General features: G+C 37.2%; 17 protein-coding genes. 2 read left to right on the top strand and 15 right to left on the bottom strand.

The genetic code is table 11. The annotated features are described in order from the left end of the window. Positions 1–198: 198 nt before the first annotated feature. Together E1140_RS10245 and E1140_RS10250 are read left to right on the top strand one after the other, a co-directional pair. Positions 199–975, top strand: coding sequence for an HAD-IIA family hydrolase (locus tag E1140_RS10245; RefSeq protein ID WP_155182761.1), 777 nt, complete (start codon positions 199–201; stop codon positions 973–975). 21 nt (positions 976–996) lie between these two features. Continuing rightward, on the top strand, positions 997–1,434 hold the full coding sequence (locus E1140_RS10250; RefSeq protein WP_155182764.1) for a DUF2214 family protein: 438 nt from the start codon (positions 997–999) through the stop codon (positions 1,432–1,434). 1 nt (position 1,435) lies between these two features. Here the strand turns inward: E1140_RS10250 and E1140_RS10255 are convergent, their stop codons facing one another. The 15 genes from E1140_RS10255 to E1140_RS10325 form a co-directional block, all read right to left on the bottom strand. Beyond that, complete coding sequence (locus E1140_RS10255) at positions 1,436–2,275, bottom strand: DUF4249 family protein (protein ID WP_155182766.1); 840 nt, start codon at positions 2,273–2,275, stop codon at positions 1,436–1,438. Continuing rightward, positions 2,272–4,575 (bottom strand): TonB-dependent receptor, encoded by a 2,304-nt coding sequence (locus tag E1140_RS10260; protein WP_185153523.1) that lies wholly within the window; start codon positions 4,573–4,575, stop codon positions 2,272–2,274. Before E1140_RS10260 ends, E1140_RS10255 begins: the two co-directional genes overlap by 4 nt. 76 nt (positions 4,576–4,651) lie before the next feature. After that, positions 4,652–8,260, bottom strand: a complete 3,609-nt coding sequence (locus tag E1140_RS10265; RefSeq protein ID WP_155182772.1) for a PAS domain S-box protein — start codon at positions 8,258–8,260, stop codon at positions 4,652–4,654. A gap of 32 nt (positions 8,261–8,292) precedes the next feature. Next, a complete protein-coding gene (locus E1140_RS10270) occupies positions 8,293–9,342 on the bottom strand; it encodes a protein-glutamate methylesterase/protein-glutamine glutaminase (protein ID WP_155182775.1) in 1,050 nt (349 codons plus the stop codon). A 1-nt stretch (position 9,343) separates the two neighbouring features. Further along, on the bottom strand, positions 9,344–10,162 hold the full coding sequence (locus E1140_RS10275; RefSeq protein ID WP_155182777.1) for a CheR family methyltransferase: 819 nt from the start codon (positions 10,160–10,162) through the stop codon (positions 9,344–9,346). 4 nt (positions 10,163–10,166) lie between these two features. Then, the gene (locus E1140_RS10280; protein ID WP_155182780.1) at positions 10,167–11,309 is read right to left on the bottom strand and encodes an ATP-binding response regulator; all 1,143 of its coding nucleotides are present in this window, start codon (positions 11,307–11,309) and stop codon (positions 10,167–10,169) included. Between the two features lie 8 nt (positions 11,310–11,317). After that, entirely contained in the window at positions 11,318–13,348 is a 2,031-nt protein-coding gene (locus tag E1140_RS10285; RefSeq protein WP_155182783.1) for a chemotaxis protein CheA, read from the bottom strand. A 2-nt stretch (positions 13,349–13,350) separates the two neighbouring features. Further along, complete coding sequence (locus E1140_RS10290) at positions 13,351–13,716, bottom strand: response regulator (protein ID WP_155182786.1); 366 nt, start codon at positions 13,714–13,716, stop codon at positions 13,351–13,353. An 11-nt stretch (positions 13,717–13,727) separates the two neighbouring features. After that, entirely contained in the window at positions 13,728–14,192 is a 465-nt protein-coding gene (locus tag E1140_RS10295) for a chemotaxis protein CheW (RefSeq protein ID WP_155182789.1), read from the bottom strand. A gap of 20 nt (positions 14,193–14,212) precedes the next feature. Next, the gene (locus E1140_RS10300; protein WP_155182792.1) at positions 14,213–16,396 is read right to left on the bottom strand and encodes a methyl-accepting chemotaxis protein; all 2,184 of its coding nucleotides are present in this window, start codon (positions 16,394–16,396) and stop codon (positions 14,213–14,215) included. 20 nt (positions 16,397–16,416) lie between these two features. Continuing rightward, positions 16,417–17,589 (bottom strand): porin, encoded by a 1,173-nt coding sequence (locus E1140_RS10305; RefSeq protein ID WP_155182798.1) that lies wholly within the window; start codon positions 17,587–17,589, stop codon positions 16,417–16,419. 204 nt (positions 17,590–17,793) lie between these two features. After that, a complete protein-coding gene (locus tag E1140_RS10310; protein ID WP_155182801.1) occupies positions 17,794–18,537 on the bottom strand; it encodes a LytR/AlgR family response regulator transcription factor in 744 nt (247 codons plus the stop codon). Positions 18,538–18,675: 138 nt separating this feature from the next. Then, a complete protein-coding gene (locus E1140_RS10315; RefSeq protein ID WP_155182805.1) occupies positions 18,676–19,845 on the bottom strand; it encodes a porin in 1,170 nt (389 codons plus the stop codon). A 166-nt stretch (positions 19,846–20,011) separates the two neighbouring features. Then, on the bottom strand, positions 20,012–22,207 hold the full coding sequence (locus E1140_RS10320) for a M28 family peptidase (RefSeq protein ID WP_155182808.1): 2,196 nt from the start codon (positions 22,205–22,207) through the stop codon (positions 20,012–20,014). Between the two features lie 114 nt (positions 22,208–22,321). Continuing rightward, positions 22,322–22,762 (bottom strand): GNAT family N-acetyltransferase, encoded by a 441-nt coding sequence (locus E1140_RS10325; protein WP_155182811.1) that lies wholly within the window; start codon positions 22,760–22,762, stop codon positions 22,322–22,324. Positions 22,763–22,817: the final 55 nt, after the last annotated feature.

The following is a 22,817-nucleotide window of genomic DNA, read 5'->3' on the forward strand; positions in this document are numbered from 1 at the left end:
TAAAACTCAATATATAAAACTGGTATCATAAAAAGAAAGGAGTTGTATTGAACAGCTTATCTATTATTCAATCGGTTGCATCTTAATTAACTAAAAAGTAATACATCTTCCTCTTTTCTATATCCTTAAAGTAGCTTTATATTGTACTGAAAGTCGCATTAGATTATAGACTTTCCAATCGAACAAAATCTATAGATTATGAAACATGGATTGCTTATTGACATGGACGGTGTCATCTATATAGAAAATCAAATGATCCCTGGCGCGGATGTATTTATAAACACACTGTTGAAGGAAGATATCCCTTTTACTTTTATGACAAATAACAGTCAGCGAACACCACTTGATGGAGTTCAAAAACTGAAGAAAATGGGTATCAAAGTAGAGGAGAAGCATGTTTATACCAGTGCCATGGCTACCGCACATTTTATGGGACATCAGTTTCCTGGTGGTACAGCTTATGTATTAGGAGAAGGAGGACTGATCAAAAGTTTACATGAAAATGGGTTTAACCTTGTGCAGAATGACCCTGACTTTGTGGTAGTAGGTGAGGGCATCAACTTTACATTGGAAATGGTAAGAAAGGCCATTGATTTTATTTTGGAAGGTGCGAAGCTGATAGCTACTAACCTTGATGCTACCCCAAGAAAGCAAGGCTGGAATAACTTAGGAATTGCTGCAGTTGTGGCCATGATAGAAGAAGCTACTGGCAAGAAGGCCTTTAGTGTTGGTAAACCTAGTCCTGTGATGATGCGCTCAGCCAGAAAGCATATTGGGCTGGCTACAGATGAAGTAACGGTAATAGGGGATACCATGGCTACAGATATTCAGGGAGGAGTATCTGTCGGTTATAAAACGATACTTACACTTTCGGGAATGACCAAAAGAGAACAATTGGTAGATTTTCCGTTTAAACCTGACCTCGTCATTGAGTCTATTAGGGATCTACAGCTGCCTTTAAAATGGTGGGTTTAAGGCAATTGGTAATGTGTAATTATGAGTGAGTTAATATTTGTTCGATACCTTCATTTTATTGGGCTGTTTCTAGTTGTAGCCACTGTTTTTGCTGAGGCTGTTTTGCTAAAAAGGGTTTTAAAGAGAAGCGTAGTTCAGACAATATTTAAAATAGATGGTCTTTATGGATTAAGTTCAATGATTGTAGTTGGAGCAGGTTTATACCTGTGGTTTGGGATAGGCAAGCCTGCTGAGTATTACACTAATAACCCAATCTTTATCACTAAAGTATTACTATTCCTAATTGTGGGCATTTTGTCCATTTGGCCAACAGTTTTCTATTTTAAGAATAGAAAGGGTGAGGCTGAAGATGAAATTACAATTCCTGAACACTTAAGGCTAATCTTGAAAGTGGAGCTTCTGCTGCTTTTCTGTATTCCATTGCTGGCCACACTTATGGCGCAGGGGGTTGGCCTCTAAATTATTGTCCAAATAAAACAAACCTTATATCAGGTTGATGGGTATGAAAGAACCCAAGACCATTCTCAACATTAGTAGGGTAATTAATAGGTTCCCCCAGCCCGTCAAGAAGTGAAAATCGCTGATCTTTTCTTAGTTTCAGAAATTCGTAATATTCTTCATTGATATTGGCCATGGAAACGAAAATGGTATCACCTGGCTCATAGTCTCTAAATGGAATCGTAAACTTATGATTATATAATTCCCCGTTAAAATCAATATCATCAAGCAATTCGGTATAAGGTCTTGCCTGAATGTCATAGTCCTCATTAAATGTTTGAACGTTCACCATATACCAATTTTTTTGAGCAGGGTCTTCAATCCATAGGTTTACGTTGATTAATGTATCAAACGCTGTTTCATTTAAGGAAATCTCTAAAGAATCAAAGCCAATGAAGGGGAGTAAATTACTTTTAGAAACTACAGGTTTTTTATTTAAGGGGTTGATAAATGATAATGTGTACTCCTCACCAACAATTTCTGGTATGTCAGTACCTAGGTAAATACCATTCGTTAAATTTTGAAGTTGATAATTCTGTCCGGCAACTTCAATGAACATTTCCACGCTATCTATAAGCAGTTCATCTAGTAAGGCTTCGATATCAGAATCTGGTCCTGCATCCAAAGCACCAAAGCTTTTGCTCAATGAAATGGCTATAAACTCATCGGGCAATTCTTGAGAACCAACAACCACTGTGTTTTCTAAAACAGGCACATTATTGACAGGCAGCGGCTCTGGCAGGCAAGCTGTTAGCAGTGCTGATACACAGAGGAAGACAATATGCAAGTTCTTAACTATCATTTATAAAATTTAAAGTTGTAGGATATTGATGGTAAAAGACCTATCAGGCCCGGTTGTTCATAGCTGTAACTATTGGTCTCCTCATTATAAACAATATTTATAGCTACAGGAGTTGCTCTGTTATAGGCATTATAAACACTGAACTGCCACTCGCCATACCAATTTTTGTTCAATCGCTGTTTACCTTTCAAGGTTATGCTTAAATCCAACCTGTGGGCATTAGCAAGTTGTACTGAATTGCGTTCCGGAAAAATTGGAATTAAATCCACACCTGTGGCAGCAGAATTTGGCACTCCGTAATACCCAATAATAGGAGTGAAGCGTGCCCCTGATAAAAACTCCCAGACTGCTGACAGCCTCCATCGTTCAGCCAGGTCATAATTGGTCACTATAGAAACATTGTGCCTTCTGTCATATCTTGCCTTAAAGGCTTGCCCATTATTTAGTTCTTCAAATTGGCGGTTTGTCCATGACAATGTATAAGATAGCCAACCCCTTAACTTTCCTGCATCCTTTCTTATTAACCATTCAGACCCATATGCTTCTCCATTGCCCTGGATAAGTGCGCTTTTGAAATCATTGTTAAGAACCAGATTAGTGCCTTCCCGGTATTCAACCAAATTTTGCATGCTTTTATAATAGGCTTCTGTGCTCAATACTATCTCGCCATTCTTAACTAGTTTGCTCAACCCAACGGTAAACTGGTCTGCACTTTGAGGCGCTACATCTTCATCCACAGGATACCAAATATCAGTTGGAAGAGCGAACGAAGAGCTTGAAACACGGTGAACATACTGGCTCATTCGAGTATAGCTGGCTTTAAGGGCATAGTTGCCATTCAGGCTATACCTTAGTGCAATTCTTGGTTCAGGTTGTACGTAGTTGGTATTTTCTACAAAGGCTGCAGAAGTTCTTAATCCAATAATTCCTTCCAGTTTGTCTTTTTTAAACTCCCACTCACCAAAAATAGCCGACTCCGTAACTTCCCTTGTAGTGCCATCACTGCTTGGTATGATCTCCGAAATTTCACCTCCAGAGTTGATTAAATTGGGATCCACATTTCGCAGAATAGTTGATAGTCCAAAATTAAAGCTTCTATTTTCAGTGCTTTTAAGTGAAAACTTCTGGCTTAAACCAAGGTCTTGAATATCTGCAATAACGTTAATAAAATTATCCTGAAAGTAGCTGTTAATCTTATAATCGAATCTTGTAAGATGTAAGTAGGTTTCTGAAGTGAGATTGAGTTGTTGATACTCATATTTTAAGGTATGGATAGCATTGCCCAGATTAAATGATGTGCCAGCAGCATCTCCTTCAATATTCTCATCTCTAACTTCACTAAAATCCAGCACGTCATCACCCGAGTAAAACCCATATTGGAGACTAGAATTGTCATTAATATTCCATATAGCGTTGATATTTACATCATAGAAGTAATATGGTAAATCAATGCTTGCCAAACGGACAACCTGATCAGCATAAGTCCTTCTACCAGCAATTTGAATGGCCAGTTTGTCTTTGATAATTGGCTGCTCAATGGATACTCTGGATGATATGAGCCCTACACCACCTTCAATGAAAGTCTGGTTCATTGAAGGGTCTTTAGAACTGATGTCAATGATTGATGACAACCTGCCTCCATATTCAGCTGGAAAACCACCTGTCATCATACTCACCTCACCAATAGCTGAAGGGTTGAAGACGGACAGAAAGCCAAATAAATGACCTGTATTATAAACAGTGGCGCCATCCATTAAAACCAGATTTTGATCGGCTGCCCCACCGCGCACAAAAAAATCACTGGAACCTTCTATGCCTTTAGACGCACCAGGCAATAGCGTTAAAGCTTTGATGAAATCTGGCTCCCCGGCCAATGCAGGCAGCTGTAATATTATTTCTTTTTTTAAAACCTGTTTACCAGGCCTTACATTTTCAAATTGCTGAAGAGCATCTGACCGCATTGCCATTATTTCTATTTCCTGAAGTGTTTTGGCTTTGCTTTCCAGTAGAATGGTATAATCCTTTTTGATTTGGCTGATCGGTAAGAGTAGCTCTTGATAGCCAAGAAATAAAAACTTCAAACTATCAGTTTCATTACTATACGGAATGGAAAACCTGCCTAAGCTGTCTGTGCTATAAACTATATTTTTTGATAAAAGTATGATGTTGGCATAGGGTAACGGTTCGAGGTTATTTTTATCCACTAACTCACCCTTTACAAGGGTATTTTGGGCAATAAGATTCGTACTTATTGCAATCAATAAAATTAATGCGCGAGAAGTATGCTCCAGCAATTTCATTACCATTAGTTGTATAATGGTATTTGTCAGCTTTTTGTTGCCTGAAAAGTAAAATTATTCCTAAGTCTCAGATTAGTTAGGTCATCACGCCAATAGTCACTCTGGTACCTGCAGCCTTTTTGCCCTCTTTTAGGTCTTCTATGTAGAAGGAAACATTTTTGTTTTCATTGATCAATCGTAGCCTTTCTTCAGTAACCTTTAGCCCCATAGACTTATGGGTAGGGAAATTTTTCTGACTGATTTTTCTTGCTGCTTCACGGCCTATGCCATTGTCTTCAATTTTAAAATAGATAACATCCCCTTTTTCAGAGATGTCTAGCGTCAATTTTCCAGGTTCTTTTTTATTGTAGAGACCGTGAAGTATGGCATTTTCAACGTAAGGCTGAATTAGGAGTGAAGGCACCTCAATATGATCTACTTCCAGGTCAGGATCAACTATTAGTTCAAATTCAAATTTATTTTCGAAACGCAACATTTCCAGATTGATATAGTTTTTGAGCATTTCAATTTCTTCAGAAAGCTTGATTTTGTTATCAACCGAATGTGTAAGAATGCTTCTTATTAGCTTCGAGAAAGTAGATAAATAATTAATGGCATTTAATCTATCATTTTTACCAATAAAGAACTGTATAGAATTGAGCACATTGAAAATGAAGTGAGGACTCATAACAGATCTTAGCGCCATTAATTTTAGCTCACCTATTTTTTTGTTAGCCTCAGCAAGTAGCTTCTCTTTTTCTACCCTTTCACTTATATCTATTATACTGCCGCGAACAAATATGCCATCTTTTGAGGGTATTTTACGGAGTCTGACTTCTGTAGGGATTTCATTGCCATCAACATCACAATGGGTCCAGTCAAATGATGCCTTACCTTTTTTAATAGCTTTTTTGACATTAGTGATTGCAGCTTTGGCTGACTCTGTTCCATCTGGTTGAAACTCAGGGCTTACATCAGCAGGGCCCATTTCATATAAATCCTTGGGTTTTATCTTAAACAGATCTCCTGCACTTTTACTAACATTAACAAATTTTCCCGTGTCAACGTTGATAATTACTATTGCTTCAGTTGCATTTTCTACTAGCTCACGATAGCGCTCCTGACTTTCTTTAATAGCATTTTCTGCTCTTGTTCTAAAGGTTATGTCACGCGCCATCACTGTTGAACCTATTACGTTATTATTATTGTCTTTTAAAGGGAAAAATGACATAGAGATATTTCTGATATCACCCTTTTTGTTCCAGTTTTTTTCTAAGTCTTCGATTAGGAATTCACTGCTCATTATTGAGTCAATATCCTTATCATCGGGTAATAGTTCAGCAGGTAATAATTCATTTAAAGGCTGATTAATTGCGTCTTTTGAATCTATTCCAAATATTTTACTCGCGCCTTGATTCCAGGAATTGATGAATCCGTCAATTGAAATACTAATTATGGCTTCATCTATAGACCGTACAACCGAACTTAAAAGTGCATGCTCTTTTTCATAATTTTTTTTGCTCGAAATATCAATCATAGTTCCAATGATTGCTTCACTGCCTTGATACGGTATTCTACTTCCAAATACTTCCGTCCAGATAGTCTCACCGTTTTTCTTGATGCCTCTTAATTCATATTGAATGGATTCAACTTCATTATTAAGTCTTGCATTAACATTTTTTACTACTAGCTCCTTATCATCCGGGTGAACGAATGATGTAATATTGTCCGCATTGATAATTTCATCTTGTGTATAGCCAAGAAGACTTGCAAATGCTGGGTTTACATAATCATGTTTACCGTCCTTTAAAATGTAAACACCAACACCTGATTTTTCTACAAGGGTTCTGAATTTAGTCTCTGCTTCAATGAGCTCTGATTCAGCATGTTTTCTTTCAGTAATATCCTCTATCTGAGTTACAGCATATTCAGCTGAGCCATTAGAATCTCTAACAATTGAAACAAATACATAAACCCATATTATTGCTCCGGATTTATGGATATATCGTTTTTCTTTTTGGTAGGTTTTCATTTTACCCGCCTTAGCTTCAGAATATAATCTTATATCATCATCAATATCCTCGGAATAGGTAATGTCCCGAAACTTAAACTTCAAAAGCTCATTTTTACTGTAGCCGGTAATTTGGGATAACTGGTCATTTACTTCCAAGAATTCTCCTTCAAGAGACACTATAGCTGTGCCTATTGCAGATGATTCAAAGAAAGTCCTGAACTTAACTTCATTTTCTCGTAGCTTCCTTTGTGCTTCTATAATTTTAGTCACATCTCTGACTACGAACATCAACTTATTATCTTCATGCCGCTTAATGTTAATTTCAACGGTGAGAATATTGTCTATAGTTTCTATAGACCCTTTAAAGCTAGACCTGTCTTCATTGAGTAAAGCTGAGTCCAACCTAAAGTTTTCCTCTACTTTAATGATGTCATTAATGTTTTTAAATACTATTTCCTCTTTGGCAGTGGCTATCAGCTCAGAGAAGCTTTCATTAGTAGTTAAAACTTCCCCTTTTTTATCAGTAACTATTATCGGATAAAATGACTGTTCAAATAAGTTTCTGTAACTACTCTCGCGCTCTTTTAATAGCTTTTCAGACTCTTTGTAAATCGTAATATCATGGCAAATCCCGCGAACGCCAATTATTGTTTCTTGGTCCTTAATTGCGGTTGCTCGAACCTTCAACCATTTTTTAATACCTTCAGGGGTGTTAACCTCCATTGTTAAATCATAATTGCCTTGCAGCTCAATTAAATCCTTTGTGGCTTTAAAGAACTTATTGCCATCTTCTTTTCCTACTAATTGGGTAAAGTTGATGTTATGAATCGGAGTACTTTTGTCCAGACCGAATATGTTGAACATTTCGTGTGACCAAAATGTAAATCGGTTTCTTTTATCGAGCTCCCAGCTTCCTATTTTGGCAATACTTTGAGATTCATTAAGCATGAATTCTCGTTTGCTCAACTCATCAAGTTTGAATTTCAACTCTTCATTAACTTGGGAAAGGTCTAATTCAGCCTGCTGTTTTATTAGTTTATTTTGATAAGCAAGCTTGTCAATGAGTACTTTATTGATATCATCATTACGCTCTATGTAAAATTTTAATGATAAGCATGCCCCACCTATGAGTATGTATGAAAGCAAGGTCTTTTTGCCTATAGAGAAATATTCCTCATCTGGAGCGCCAACTAAAAGATAGTCAACACCGAAATAGGTGAAAATGTCATTCGCAAATATCAGCAACAGTGCCGTTGGAAGCACACCAACAATAAGTTTTGTAAAAGGAGCCTTGGTACTAAAAACTATAAAAGGTACGCATGCACATGCGAGTAAGTAGAATCGTAACCCAATGTAGGTGCTCACAGGAACAACCTCCAATGTCTGCATATAAGTGACTATGTCATAGGTTATAAAAAGTGGCGGAGCGCTGGAGAGATAAAACTTGCTAATAAAGTATAGCCTAAAACGATTAAGTATCAATGGGATACTTAAAAACAGCATTGAGGTTAGCGAGTCATAGAAAACGTCTAACTTATAGTTAGATGGGAAGCCGGCAAAGACTAGAAATGCTAAAGTGACAAAAACCAGAGTAATGATATTGGTTAAGATCACCGACCTCCTGTCAGTATAAGTCAGATCTTCATGAACACCTACCTCTGATAAAGATTTTATCCAATTAGCAATAGCCATACTTCAAGCTACTATTAAATATTAAATTATGCTTAATTCTTGGCAAGGAAATCGCAAACATTAGATGCGATATCATAAAGAGGTAATATTTCTTTAACACCACCTTCTTTAATGGCTTTTTGTGGCATACCATAAACTACCGAAGTAGCTTCATTTTGTGCTATAGTAAATGCACCCTTATCATACATAGCTTTCATCCCAGTGGCGCCATCATCTCCCATACCGGTCAACATAATACCAATAGATTTTTTGCCCATAAAGGTGGCCACAGAGTTAAATAATACATTAACAGAAGGCCTGTGTCTATTTACTAAATCACCATCTGTGATTTGGAGATATTTTTTGCCTCCGGAGCTGATCATTGACATATGATGATTACCAGGCGCTATATAGACCGTTCTTGGAACTATCAAATCATTATGCACAGCTTCTTTAACTGTTAGTTTACAAAGGGTATTGAGCCTCTGAGCAAAACTAGCAGTGAACTTTTCTGGCATATGCTGAACAATAAGAATAGGGGGCATGTCAGCCGGTAACCCTTCTAAAAATTGTCTAATGGCCTCTGTGCCACCCGTGGAGGCACCAACTGCAATAACAGTGCTGTTAAAAACATGGTCATCGATATGCCCAGGCTGAGATGAAACTGTTGTATTCTCCTTTTGAGGAGCGCTACCTCTTTTCTTGCTGCCAGCGTAAAAAGCCGATTTAATCTTATCAATTAAAAGAACCCGAGATTCTTCCATCAATTGATCGGTAGATAAGTTGGGTTTGGTAAGCACATCTACTGCACCATTTTCCAGGGCCTTTAACGCTACATCGGCACCCTTTACGGTCTGGTTAGATATAATTATAACTGGTATAGATACCTGGCGCATTAATTTTTGCAAAAATGTGATGCCATCCATTTTTGGCATCTCAATGTCGAGGGTAATTACATCAGGTTTTTCTTTCTGAATTTTCTGAACTGCATTATATGGGTCGCTGGCTGTACCAATAACTTTTATTTGAGGGTCACTGTCAAGCAGTGCTTTAAACGTTTGGCGTACCAGTGCAGAGTCATCAACAATCAGAACTTTTATCATATTACAGTTTTTGGTAGATGGTTGGCTTTATACTTTTTAAAGGGAGGTTGGTTCCAATGGCCGTTTCTGAATGCCCAAGAAACAAGAGCCCGCCCGGTTTTAACTTGTTAATTAACTTCTGTAAAACTTTTCTTTGCGTTTCCGCACTGAAATAGATGATCACATTTCTACAAAAAATAAAGTCAAAAGTATCTGTCAAGTTATAGGTCTTATTATTCAAGTTTAAAACACCAAGCTTAATTTTGCTTGTAATCTCAGCATTATTAAATTTCAGCGCCTCAATATTGCCAACTAAAGTTTTTTTGAAATACTTTCTCTTCAAGCTGTCGCTAACGCCCATCAGTTCAGTATTGGTATAAGTGCCTTTGGCTGCTTTTTTTAGTGCAGGAACTGAAACATCTGTACCTACTATTTTGTAATCGAGCGAATTAAGGTTACTTTTTTCTTCATTAAGTAACATTCCCAAAGTATAAACCTCTTCGCCTGTTGAGCACCCGGCACTCCAGATATTTATTCTTCTCTTGGCAAAATCGGGCAAAATACTTTTTAAATAATCAAACTGATATTGCTCCCTAAAGAAGGAGGTTTTATGGGTAGTTACCAGATCAATGAAAAACTTATATTCCTCATTATTTTTTCCGCTGAAAACATAGTCAAGGTATTGTTTGAAATTTTCTATGTGTAGCGCATTTAACCTCTTTAGAAACCTTGATTCCAGCATTGTAACTTTCTCAGGTTTGAAATGGAGACCATATTTCTCTGCCAAATAACTAGTCATTTTACTAAAATCTTCAGTAGAGATATCTTTTTTTGGACTCATGGTTTTAGGCGGTCTTTTGGCTTGATATGTGGGTCTGATTATTAGCTATAATGCTATTTGGTATGGTTAATATAGCTTTTGTGTATTCATTTTCCTTACTTGAAATCTTTAGATCAATATTCAATTTGGCCAATGCTGTTTTGCTAATAAACAAGCCAAGACCATTACCTGTGGATTGGTCATTACCAATATAAAACATATCGAATATTTTCTGAAGCTTATCTTTAGAAATTCCTGGTCCGTTATCTTCAATCACAATACTTAAGCCGTTTTCAGATTTTGTACTCTTAATAGATATTTGAGCATCTCTGGTATTTATACAACCAGTATAAAAAACCGCATTTTCTAGTATTGGCTGGATACCATTAGTCAAAATAATAGAATCTGTCGATAACTTAATTTCAGAGTCTATATCTACTAACATATTAGCCTCGTGGAATTTTCTATCAACGAGCGAATGAATATAGGATTTTAAATTGAGTGCCTTACTATTGACATGATGAGTTTTGATTTCACCAATTTTTGCGATCTGTTGATTGATATAAGTGAGTTTTCCAACAGTCTGTTCTATTAATCCAACATATTGATTGTTAGCAACTTCTGGGTTTTCAATTTTCATTAGAGAAAATAAACCTTCCATACTGCTCAAGGGAGATCTTAACTTGTGAGCTGTTTGATAAAAATATTGGTACAGGTCATTTTGCAGTTCTTCTAATTTAGAATGCTGATTGTTAAGATTTTCTCTAAGCCCCTTTACCTCTTTGTCAGAAGAGATTTGATTTTTACTAACATTCAATTGAGTAAAAACCCTTGCTATAAGCTCAACCTCTTTAAAAGGTTTAATGATATAATCTGAAGCACCTACCATAAGCCCACGCTCAAGCTTCCTCATGTCTGAGGTTAGCATTAGTATTGGTCTGAACTGATAAGCAGGTAGTTTTTTTAGCTGTTGGCAAACTTCAAGTCCATTAGCATCTGGCAGGTGAATGTCTAAAAGGATTAAATCAAATATTTGCTCTTCAGCTTTTTTAATTCCCTCGAGGCCGGTGCTACAATAAGTAATTTCGCAGCCTCTTGGAGATAATATTGCATTTACAGTACTGTAAATGACCTTCAAGTCATCTATGAGCAAAATCTTATGAATCATAGTTAACCTTAATTCTTAAGTTTCAGTGCATTAAGTATAAGTGCAGTACTGCCATCGCCAAGTATGGAAGCACCGGAGAAACAGTCTATATCTTGTAACAACTCGTTCAACGGCTTATAAACCGTCTGATATTGTCCGATTATGCTATCAACTACGACTGCGATTTTAGTATCATTTTTATTTACCACTATCACCACTTCTTTTTCAGGAAAATCTTCTCTTCCAAAATATTCTCTTAGAGAAACAAATGGCACTAATTGGTCATCAAGCTTGATTTGTCTGGACTTTTTACGGAAAAGTTCACTATGATTTTCTTCAATACAAGTCTCAATTTCATTAATAGGAATCAGGTATTTTTCCTCTCCCACATTTACAACTAATGTATCTAATATGGTAAGTGTTAAAGGCAAGCGAAGCGTTATGATTGTCCCTAATCCTTCTTCAGTACTTACTTCAATATCACCTCTTAAGGCATTGATTTCTTTTTTAACGACATCCATTCCCACACCTCTGCCACTAACTGTTGTTACAGCATCAGCAGTGGAGAAACCAGGAGACATCATGACATTAACCAAATCCTTTTCAGAATATTTTTGGCCTTTACTGAGCAACCCTTTTTCAATTCCTTTTTCCTGAATTTTCTTGAAATTAAGTCCATTTCCATCATCCTGAATTTGGATGAATACATGGTCGCCAGAGTTATAAGAATATAGTTTTAAAAGGCCTTTTTCGGGCTTATTTCTTTTTACTCTTTCTTCAGGTGACTCTATGCCATGGTCCAATGAATTTCTGATAATATGCATCAATGGAGCCTCTAGAGCAGTTATTATACTTCTGTCAAGTTCTGTATCAAGTCCCTCAGTTATAAAATCAACCTCTTTGCCGAGTTCTTTTGAAACGGATCTAATCAACCTTTGGAGTTTAACATTAAGAATGTTGATAGGCACCAATCTGATGTTAAATGCAGAATCTCTAAGTTTTAATGTTAGGAAGTCAAGTTTTTCAACAGCTTCCTGAATTTGCACACTTTTTTGATCGCTTAGTAAGTGCTGTATTTCTGATCTGAAAGTAACAAGCTCGCTAACAATATTTATAAGGCCATCAAGTTTTTGAGTATCAACATTAACATGAGTTGCACCCTTTTTAGATTTCTTAATTACAACTTCAGATTCTTCATCTTCTATTTCTGCATTAAGTATTGTGTCCAGAGATTTTTCAGTCTCATCAACTTCCTCAGCAGCTTCAGTAGATGTAAAAATTTCTGGGGCAAGGGCTTCGAATTTTTCAATTCTATCGTTGATATCCGCTTCTTTAAGCTCAAGGAGGCCCTTGTAGTTTTCGGAAGCAAAACTTTCAGCGCCATCTACCTTAAAGGAGCTGTACTCATCATTATTAAGGAACATGAAGACATCATTGATTCCTTCTTCACCCTGATCTGTAATAAGAAGTATTTCTAACCAGGAAATTATGGCCTTATTTTCTAACTGCTTTTCAAAAGGAACTGATTCATTATGAAAAATGATATCATGTTCTCCTAAATCAGCAATATCTTCTAAAATGGCCGCTAGATTTACACCTCTTTTGAAGATGTTTTCATTGGGCTGAAAGATGATAATATATGCCTCTTCCTTCTTGGTGGACGATCCGGAAGCGGCTGTAGCTTCACTACTTTCTCCTGCGCTATCACCTCTCAGCTCTTTGATAGATTTGATTAATTTATCAACTGCTTTTTCGTCATTATTTCCCTCAATAAGATCATTCAGTACATCAATTGCATGCAGTGTAAGATCTAAAATGTATTCATCAACAGTTCTAATACCATCTCTAATATCTGAATAGACATACTCTAACTCGTGCGTTAGGTTTTCCATTAGATGATAGTCAAACATTCCGGCACTACCCTTAACAGTATGAAGATACCTATAAGCGTTATCTATTTCATCCGGGTTGTTAGCGTCTTGAGCCAGCACCATCATAGACTGCTCAAGGCTTTTAAGAATTTGTTTAACTTCTGTGATATATTCCTGTTGAAAATCCATGATTATCTAAGGGCTTTGGTTACTATTTTTAAGAAATCATCAGCTTGAAAAGGTTTTTTTACCCATGCGGTAATGTTCTCATCCAAAGCTGTTTTCAGTTTATTTTCATTCACTTCTGTTGTAAGTAACAAAATTGGAATGAACGAATACTTATTCGATGATCTCACTATTTTAATCAACTCAGCGCCATTCATTTCTGGCATGTTGAAATCTGTAACAAGTAAGTCAATCTTACGGCCATCAAAAAAGGAGGCAGCTTCTTTACCATCGGCCGCTTCGAATACCGAGTGACCAGCTTTGGTTAAAACACTTGAGATGATCTTACGTGATACATTAAAATCCTCTGCTATAACTATATTTTTACTCATTGTCGTAATGATTATTGAACTAACGTTTCTAATTCTGATTCAAATATTTTGCTTGCACTGATGACCATATAAAAGTCCTCACCAGTCTTGTACATACCATCTAAGCAGTTGGCATTAAATCCCATGTTGTCTAGTGGCGGTGCAGCGAGGGCGTTGTTCTCTAATGCTACTACATCAAGAACTTCATCTATGATTACACCCACTTCCATGGTTTCTTCTTCTTCCCTAAGGATTTCGAGTACGATAACTTTTTTATCTTCGTTAACCTCTGTTATTCCAAGATCAATTTTATTTGCCAGGTCTACAACTGGTATAACATGACCTTCCAGGTTTATGGCACCAACCACGAAGGTTGGTGCTTTTGGTATTTTAATTATCTTTTCAAGATTAATTACTCTAGTCACGTTCTTAACTGATATTCCGAAAAGCTCCTGCTTAAGGGAAAATAGTAATAAATGTTTATTGTCTTCTAACATTGTTTTGACTTTTAGAGTGATTAATTAGACTTTGATACTTCGCCTTCTTCTTCTTCAACTTCTTCGTCAAAGTTTTCAAGGGTTATACCCATTCCGTTCTCATAAGAATCGTCATCTAATTTGATCTTCAAACCGTTACCTAATTTAGATTTAGGCTCTTCGTTATCGGTGGTCTCTTCAACTTCAACCTCTTCTTCAGCATCGTAATTGCCAGCTGAAACATTAGTATTAGTATAATCTTCACCTAATATTGACTTTAACATCTCTATTTGGCTTATGATTTGAGATTTTTTAGACTTACTCTCTTCTTTCTCATCTAGTTTGAAGAAAGATACCGTTTGAGTAAGTTTCTCCGCCTGATTGTTGAAGTTATGTGATGAAGAAGAAAGTTCTTCAGAAGAAGATGCATTTTGCTGCGTCACTTGATTCAACTGAGACAAGGCTGCATTGATCTGCTCAGCACCTGATCTTTGCTCAATGCTAGAAGAAGATATCTCTCTAACAAGGTCAAAAGACTTAAGTACTTCTGGAGACAACTGATCTAGAAGTTCACTAGAATTCTGCGCTTCCTTAATACAGTTTTTAGAAAGAGAAATGATACCTTCAGCAGAAGTCTGACTTCTTTCAGCAAGTTTTCTTACCTCGTTCGCAACCACTGCAAATCCTTTACCGTGCTCACCAGCTCTGGCAGCTTCTACAGCAGCGTTAATGGCTAGTAAGTTAGTTTTGTCTGCAATTACATTGATGATTTCAATCTTCTCAGTTATCTCTTTAATAGAATCAAACGTGGATTGCGTAGCAGCTTTAACGGTAGTCATTTTATCTGCAGCACCTTTTGTAATATCTTCAGCCTGAGCAGAATTTTCAGCATTTTGGTTGATGTTACTCACCATTTGCTCAACAGAAGCAGAAATTTCTTCTAATGAACTAGCTTGCTCTGTAGCACCTTCTGCTACAACTTGAGAGCTCTTACTGATTTCTGATGAACCTAAAGTGATCTCATCAGCACCTTTAGTAATGCTTTGAACAATTTCTGTAAGCTTAGCAATCATGTTTTTCAATGCGCTGTCAAGCTCACCATCTTTCAGCTTAGTAGTTGCCTCTTTCTTAGCGCTATGCAGATTTCCTTTAGAAACAAGGTTAGCTACAGAAATACTATCTTTTAAGCTTCTGATTACTTCATTCACTGATTTCTGAGTGTCACCTAATTCATCTTCAGTAGAAACTTTCACTGGCTCAGGGATAATACCTTCTGCAAGTTTAAGAGCAGCATTCTTAATAGAAAGAATGTTAGTGGTTAAGACATTGGAGAACATCATAGCCAAGAAGATACCAATGATCAACTGTGCTACAAATACTCCTATAAATGTGATTGTAGTATTAAAAGTGATGTTATCAGTTTGTTCATCAACCAACACTAGTAAATTGTCAACAACAGGTTCGATCTGATGAACATAACCTCTCATTTCACCCATTAATCCACTTTTTTCATCAAAACCAATTCTTTCTTCAGCGTCTACCACTTCATGGAATTTAGTTTCGTAAGTGTCAATTTTAGCTCTGATATCGTCATTGTAAGACGCTCTACCTAACTCATTTAGGAATGCTTCAATCTCCGCGTCAAATTTTTCAACATAAGAAAGATCTTTTCTTAAAAAGAAGTCTTTTTCATGTCTTCTTAACATTAATAGACGCACCATATTCACATTGTAGTCTGCATTTTCAATTGACTTGATAGCAGCCCTTAATTCACCCTCATTACCGAAATTTTTAAATCCTCTGACCTGATAAGCGTTGGCTATTTTGGTAAAAGTATCATGATAACCGTTAATGCTTGTTAGTAGAATCCCTAAGTCATCTTTGATACCTAATTCTGTTGACCAGCTGTTGTTCTGTAAGAAAGATATAATTGAATCTTGGTCGGCAGTGTAATCATTAATAGCAGTTATATATTTACTTTCGCCTGTTTGCATAAAATCTTCATTGATAACTTCACGCATTAAGAAGTCTTTTTCAGCTTTACGCATTTTCAGCACCACTTCATTGATAGTCATAAACTCCTCTTTCACCTTTCTTATTTCTAAAATTCGGTTGATCGAGTAGTATCCCCATCCAGCTAAGAAACTAGATAGTAGCAATACGGTACCAAATGCCAACAATAACTTGGATTTGATTTTTTTCAATTTGAAGATATTAGTTTTCATCTCTTAAATGTTTTGGGTTTTTAAAGGGTAATTTCTACTTGGAAACGATACATCAATTCATCGGCAGAAGCTTCTTCTTCTAGCCATGATAGATCGCTCTGTACTTTTAGCTTGTGACCTACAAAATATTTTGATAGACCAAGGGTATATTGTTTTGTAGCTGGCATAAGCGTTTCTTTAGTTGGATTCACTTCGGTATATCTACCGGCTACTTCTATGTTGTTTTTGAATAGGTATCCTACCTGACTATTAAATGCTTTTCCTACATAAAATGACTCGAAGTAGTTACCATTGTCATCTCTGATCACAGATCCGTCAACTGCTTCTTTATCAGCGTATTCAATCATTGTAGAAAGACCTCTGTATTTAAGGTGAGCATCTACAAACCAAGTGTTTAAGGTTCTTTGCTCTGAAAGGAAACTTCCTAATTGACCTCTTTGTCTTGAAGCGTGATCGTTATGGTCATAAGTAACACCAATCATTAATTTGACGTCATTTTCTCTTTTTAAGTCAGCAGCTTTATAATCGCCACTACTTGCAAAATCTCCGAAGGGCAACCATTCTACTCTGTTAGTGAAGTCATAACCACCAGCGTTTTTAGCTGTCATGTTTCTTCCTTCACCCATAGTTATAGCACCAGAGTATCTTAAGCTTTTACCTTTATATCTTAACTGAACTCCAACATCACGATCGATGTTCATTCTTGAATTTAGATTACTACGATCTACGAATTGTAAAGAAGCAGAAGAGATAACACGCTCAATGTTTCCTGGTAGTTTGGTTTGACCCATCCACACGCTCCAGTTTTTATAAAAGTTATATTTTACAACCGCGTCTAATACGATGTTAGCCGTATTACCGCTTTGTGGTATGCCACCTGAAGCTATATCTCTATTAGATAGGCCTAATTCAAATTTGTAACTCAATCTAGGGTGGTATGCCCAGCCCTGAAATTTCAATCTTGATCTTCTGATCAATATTTGATCTTTATACATATGAGTTTCCTGATTACGAACACCTGAATAAAGTGTCTGTATTCTAGCCTCGAATTTTAAGTAAAACGAAGAATCCTGAGCCAATAATGAATGGCCTTTTCCGTATTTGTCGCCTGTTATGTTTTGTGCAACAACTGTGTTAAATGCTGAAAGACTACCTGCAATTAGAAGTCCGATAATTAAAAATTTGTTTTTCATGGGTTTGTCATTTCTGATTATGAAAACAAATTAAGTGGGTTGAGCGCACTATTCTGAGTGCGAATGATTAGGTGGGTGGAATTATCGAGTAAGTGGGAAGTATTATGAGTGTATTACAGATGAAAAAGAACGAATGTGGCCTTTAAACCGATCTAAAGGTAGTTTTTAATGGTATGAATTTGGAGTGAAATTGAGCAAGTGGTGCTAATGACCTAGTTTCTGGAGGAATCCGGTTTTCTTTCTTTTGGAAACATCCAGAGAAACATCATTGGTGAGAACAACATAGCCTCCGTCACCACGCACATATTTTTTTATGTAGTTGATATTGATCAGATGGGCATTGTGGATTCTAAAGAAGTTGTACTCAGATAGCATTTCGTCATACTCCTTTAACGTTCGACTCACCATATATTGCTGCCCATCATTAGTATGGAAAATGGTGTAGTTGCTGGTAGCCTCCAGGTAGATGATGTTTTTTATTTTGACAAAGACCAGCCCATCATGAGTAGGGAGGGCTAACTTCTTAATGGCATTTTGTTGTGGGTTGAGATTGTCTAACAGGTTGTTGAGCTTTTTGGAGATGTCGTTTTTATCTTTTTTCTCAATCTTTTTTACTGCCCTGTTCAAGTCTGAAATGTCTATGGGCTTGAGGAGATAGTCAATGGCGCTAAACTGGAAAGCTTTGATAGCGTACTCTGAATAGGCGGTAGTAAAAATGACATCAAAGGTTATCTCATCGATTTTCTCCAAAAGGTCAAACCCAGTTTCTCGCTGCATTTGAATATCCAGGAAAACAACATCTGGATCATGTTCTTTTATCGCCTTTATACCCTCAGCAACATTTTGACAAAGAGCAGCTACTTCCACATTTTCGCAAAAGTCAGTTAATAGAATTTGAAGGCTTTCCCGGCTCTTTAATTCATCATCAACTATTATACTTTTAACCATCTATAGAATATCAAAGGTTTGTTTTTATCTATATAAAAAACAATTCTCTATTAAGTTTAAAAAAAAAGTCAGGTATTCCAAATAAATCCGGAATACCTGACTTTTTCATGAAGTAAGTCAAGTATTTGATTGATGGTATTATATAGTGATTTCCACCTGAAAACGGTACATTAATTCATCAGCAGAATTTTCTTCATTCTGTAGAGAGATATCACTTTGTACTTTCAATTTATGACCAACAAAATACTTTGAAAGCCCCAATGTATATTGTTTTGTTTCAGCGTTAAGTGTTTCTTTTAATGGGTTCACCTCTGTATATCTTCCTGATACTTCAATATTATTTTTAAATAAGTAACCTAATTGGGCATTCAATGCGGTACCTACATAGTATGATTCAAGAAAGTTTCCTGTGTCATCTTTTATTACTGGGCCGTCAGGGGCTTCTTTACTGGCATATTCAATCATTGTAGAAAGACCTCTGTATTTAAGGTGAGCATCTACAAACCAGGTATTTAAAGTCCTTTGTTCAGACATGTATCTTCCTAGCTGACCTCTTTGTCTGGATGCACGATCATTATGATCATAAGTCACAGCAATCAATAATTTAACATCTTCTTCTCTTTTAAGATCTGCTGCTTTGTAGTCACCTTTACTTGCAAACTGGCCAAATGGTAGCCATTCTACTCTATTAGTATAATCATAACCTCCGGCATTTCTAGCAGTAATATTTCTGCCTTCGCCCATCGAAATGGCACCGATGTATCTAAATTTCTTACTGGCATATCTAAGTTGAAGTCCAACATCCCGATCGATGTTCATTCTTGAATTTAGATTACTTCGATCAACAAATTGTAAAGATGCGGATGAGATAACGCGTTCAATGTTGCCGGGTAATTTAGTTTGACCCATCCACACAGTCCAATTTTTGTAAAAATTGTATTTAACCACAGCATCTAATACAATATTGGCTGTATTGCTGCTCTGTGGGATGCCTCCTGAAGCTATGTCTCTGTTTGATAAGCCTAATTCAAATTTGTAGCTCAGTTTAGGATTGTATGCCCAGCCTTCAAGTTTCAACCTTGACCTTCTAATTAATATTTGGTCGCTATAAATATGAGTTTCTTGATCGCGAACACCAGAATACAAAGTCTGTATACGGGCTTCAAATTTCAGGTAAAAGGAAGAATCTTGAGGAGTTATTGTATGACCTTTTCCATAACTGTCGCTGGTGGTCTGCGCAAAAAGACCACTAGTTATGGCAAGACCACCAAGAATAAAAAGTACTGAAAAAAATGCGTTTTTTATCATAACCGCAATGTTAAGTTAATATTAACAACTCAATGTTAAGCTAATATTAACAACATGTTAAGGATATTGATACTTGATTTGTTTAAACTGAGAGTAGTTTGAATCAAAAAAGTCAGGGTTTCCATTTAATGGAAACCCTGACTTTTATTGTTAATTATAATGATTGTCACTTCATCAGCGCATTCATCTTTTCTATATGCGCTCTAAACTGTTTGAAAGTTTCTGCCAGCTTTACGATCTCTGATTGGGCTTCCTTCCAGTCTTCCTGCTCTATTGCCTCACGAACCGCGGGTAAAGTTTTAACACCATAACCTGTATAAAAACCAGGCGCATAGATCTGATGTTTGTACCAGCCTCTTCTTGGCAAGCCACTTGTACTCATTAACTGACTTTCACTTTTCATAAGTAGTTCGTTAAGGGCTTTGATTTTAGCATCGTCCAGTTTTGTGTAGTCAAAAGAAGCATAGGTATTAATGGCTCCCTTTAGTGCAGCCAGTTCATTTTGCATAGGACTGAAATCTAAATAAGGTACCAACTCCTTTTTCTTTGGTTTCACAAAAGGCTCTTTTGGGTTAGCTGCAAGCTCAAAAGCATTTTTATCCACCAGCATATTGTGTTTTTCTACCGCTGTCCTCATATCATCTGCGGTTTTCATTACTTCATCCAGATATCCAGAGACTGTAGTTTCCCATTGTTTCAATTCAAATGGCAAAACATCTGCATTGGCTAATCTTAGTACAATACGCCCTGCCGTTTTTGCAAGCGTTATTCCATAGGCAAAATCGAAATCTTTAAATCTCTTATAATGGTCATAAGTGTCGTATATAGTATGGTATTCACCACCTGAGCTTTCGCCACCGAACCCAATGTTCAAAGCAGGGATTCCTGAATGCTGAATGAAAGGGGTGTAGTCAGAACCAGAACCTAAGGCATATAATTTGAATTCACCATCGCCACCATTGAGCATATTGGCCGCGGCTCTACGTTCTGCAAGAGAAACGCCTTTTTGTGGATCTTTCACCGTTTGTGCTACTTCTCTTACCATGGCCTGCAGGGTGTGCGAACCACCAGCTCCAAGAAAACCACGTCCGTTACCATCTGTGTTAATGTAGGCTACCATCTTCTGCTGCAACTCTTTCTCATGATCCTCTACCCATTCTGTAGAGCCAATAAGCCCGGGTTCTTCAGCATCCCATGCGCCATAAACAATAGTTCTTTTCGGTTTCTGGCCTTTTTTAGCTAAGGCTCCTATTACTCTTGCCTCTTCCATTAATGCTACCATTCCACTTATTGGATCGCTGGCGCCATGCACCCAAGCATCATGGTGGTTGCCACGCATTATCCACTGGTCAGGGAACTCAGAGCCCTTCATAGTGGCAATTACATTATGTGCAGGCTTCAGCTGCCAGTCAAATTCTAATTTTAAATGCACCTTTGCCGGACCAGGGCCTATATGATAGGTTATAGGTAAAGCACCTCTCCAAGATGGAGGGGCTACTGCACCTTTAAGGGCAGCTAATAGTGGCTTAGCATCCTGATAGGAGATAGGCAGCACCGGAATTTTTGTAATGGTTGGAGCATCTTTTCTATCCAGTCTTTTCGCATCCTTAGTGGCACCATAGCCAGGAGTAAGCACATCGCCAGGGTATAAGGGCATATCCATAACAGAACCTCTTTGTACACCAGTCTCATTTTTAAAAGCACCTTCAGGGTAAACATCTCCCTGATAATAGCCATCATCTTCAGGGTCTGAATAGATGATACAGCCTATGGCACCTTTTTCTGCAGCAAGCTTTGGTTTGATACCTCTCCAGGAGCCATAATATTTAGCAATTACAATTTTACCTTTTACGTCAATTCCCAGCTTCTCTAATTCTTCATAATCGGCAGGCACACCATAGTTAACAAAAACTAACTCTGCTTCTACATCTCCGTCAGTGGAGAAGGCATTATAACTAGGTAGAAGTGCTTCGCCTTGCTTGGTGTACTCATCACCTTCTACAGCTACATTTTCAAGTTTAGCTTTATAGGTAGTTGGCCCTGTCAGCTCAAGCAGGCGCACTTTCGGATAAGGAAATAACACCTGATAGGTTTCAATTTTTGCATCATAACCCCAGGACTTAAATTGTTTCATCATCCATTCGGCATTTTTGCGACCGTATTCTGTACCTACATAATGAGGCTCTGCGGCCAGCTTCTTCATCCAGTCATCCAGATTTTGGGCTTTCAACTGTGCATCAAAAGCTGCCTCAGTAGATAACTCTTTGCTGACATTGGCTGGTTTAAAGCCAATTATCGATTCTTGAGCATCGGCATGATAAAAAAGTCCGATGCAAAGGAATAATGGTAGTAATTTCTTCATAGGAGTATTGTTAAGATTGATTTCTAATAATGAAATTGATAGAATGGTAAGTTAATCAATACCAGCCCTTAATCAATGGCATTTACATGAGTGGGAAATAGTGTAAGATTATGGTTAATCGATAATCTTGTGCATTTTTATTAATGGATAGCCAGCTACAACTTGCCGCTGATTGGGCATAACCTCAAATCCCAGGCTTTCATAAAAGGCTTTCAGTCTCTCATGCGGCCACAGGGTAAGTTCTTTCAGACCTTGCTTTCTGGCCAGGGTTTCTAATTTTTGAATAATAAGCTTTGCTACGCCAGCCCCTCGATATTCTTCAGCAACAGCTATCCTGGCTATTTCTCCAAGATGATCATTGACAGGATATAGCCTGCCAGTACCTATGGCTTTACTATCTCCCCAGGCTAATATGTTGACTGCATTTTTATCTTTACCATCTATATCTACAGCAGCAGGAATCCTCTGCTCATCTGTGAAAACTGCAGAGCGAATGGCGTAGGCTATTGCCATATCACTTTCTGAGTCTACTACTTTGATTTTAATGCCATTCATACTTTAGAAAATCAGTCAGCCTAATTTAGCTCAATTTTATTCAACCATTAAAATT

The organism is Fulvivirga lutimaris, from assembly GCF_009711525.1.
Classification (GTDB): domain Bacteria; phylum Bacteroidota; class Bacteroidia; order Cytophagales; family Cyclobacteriaceae; genus Fulvivirga; species Fulvivirga lutimaris.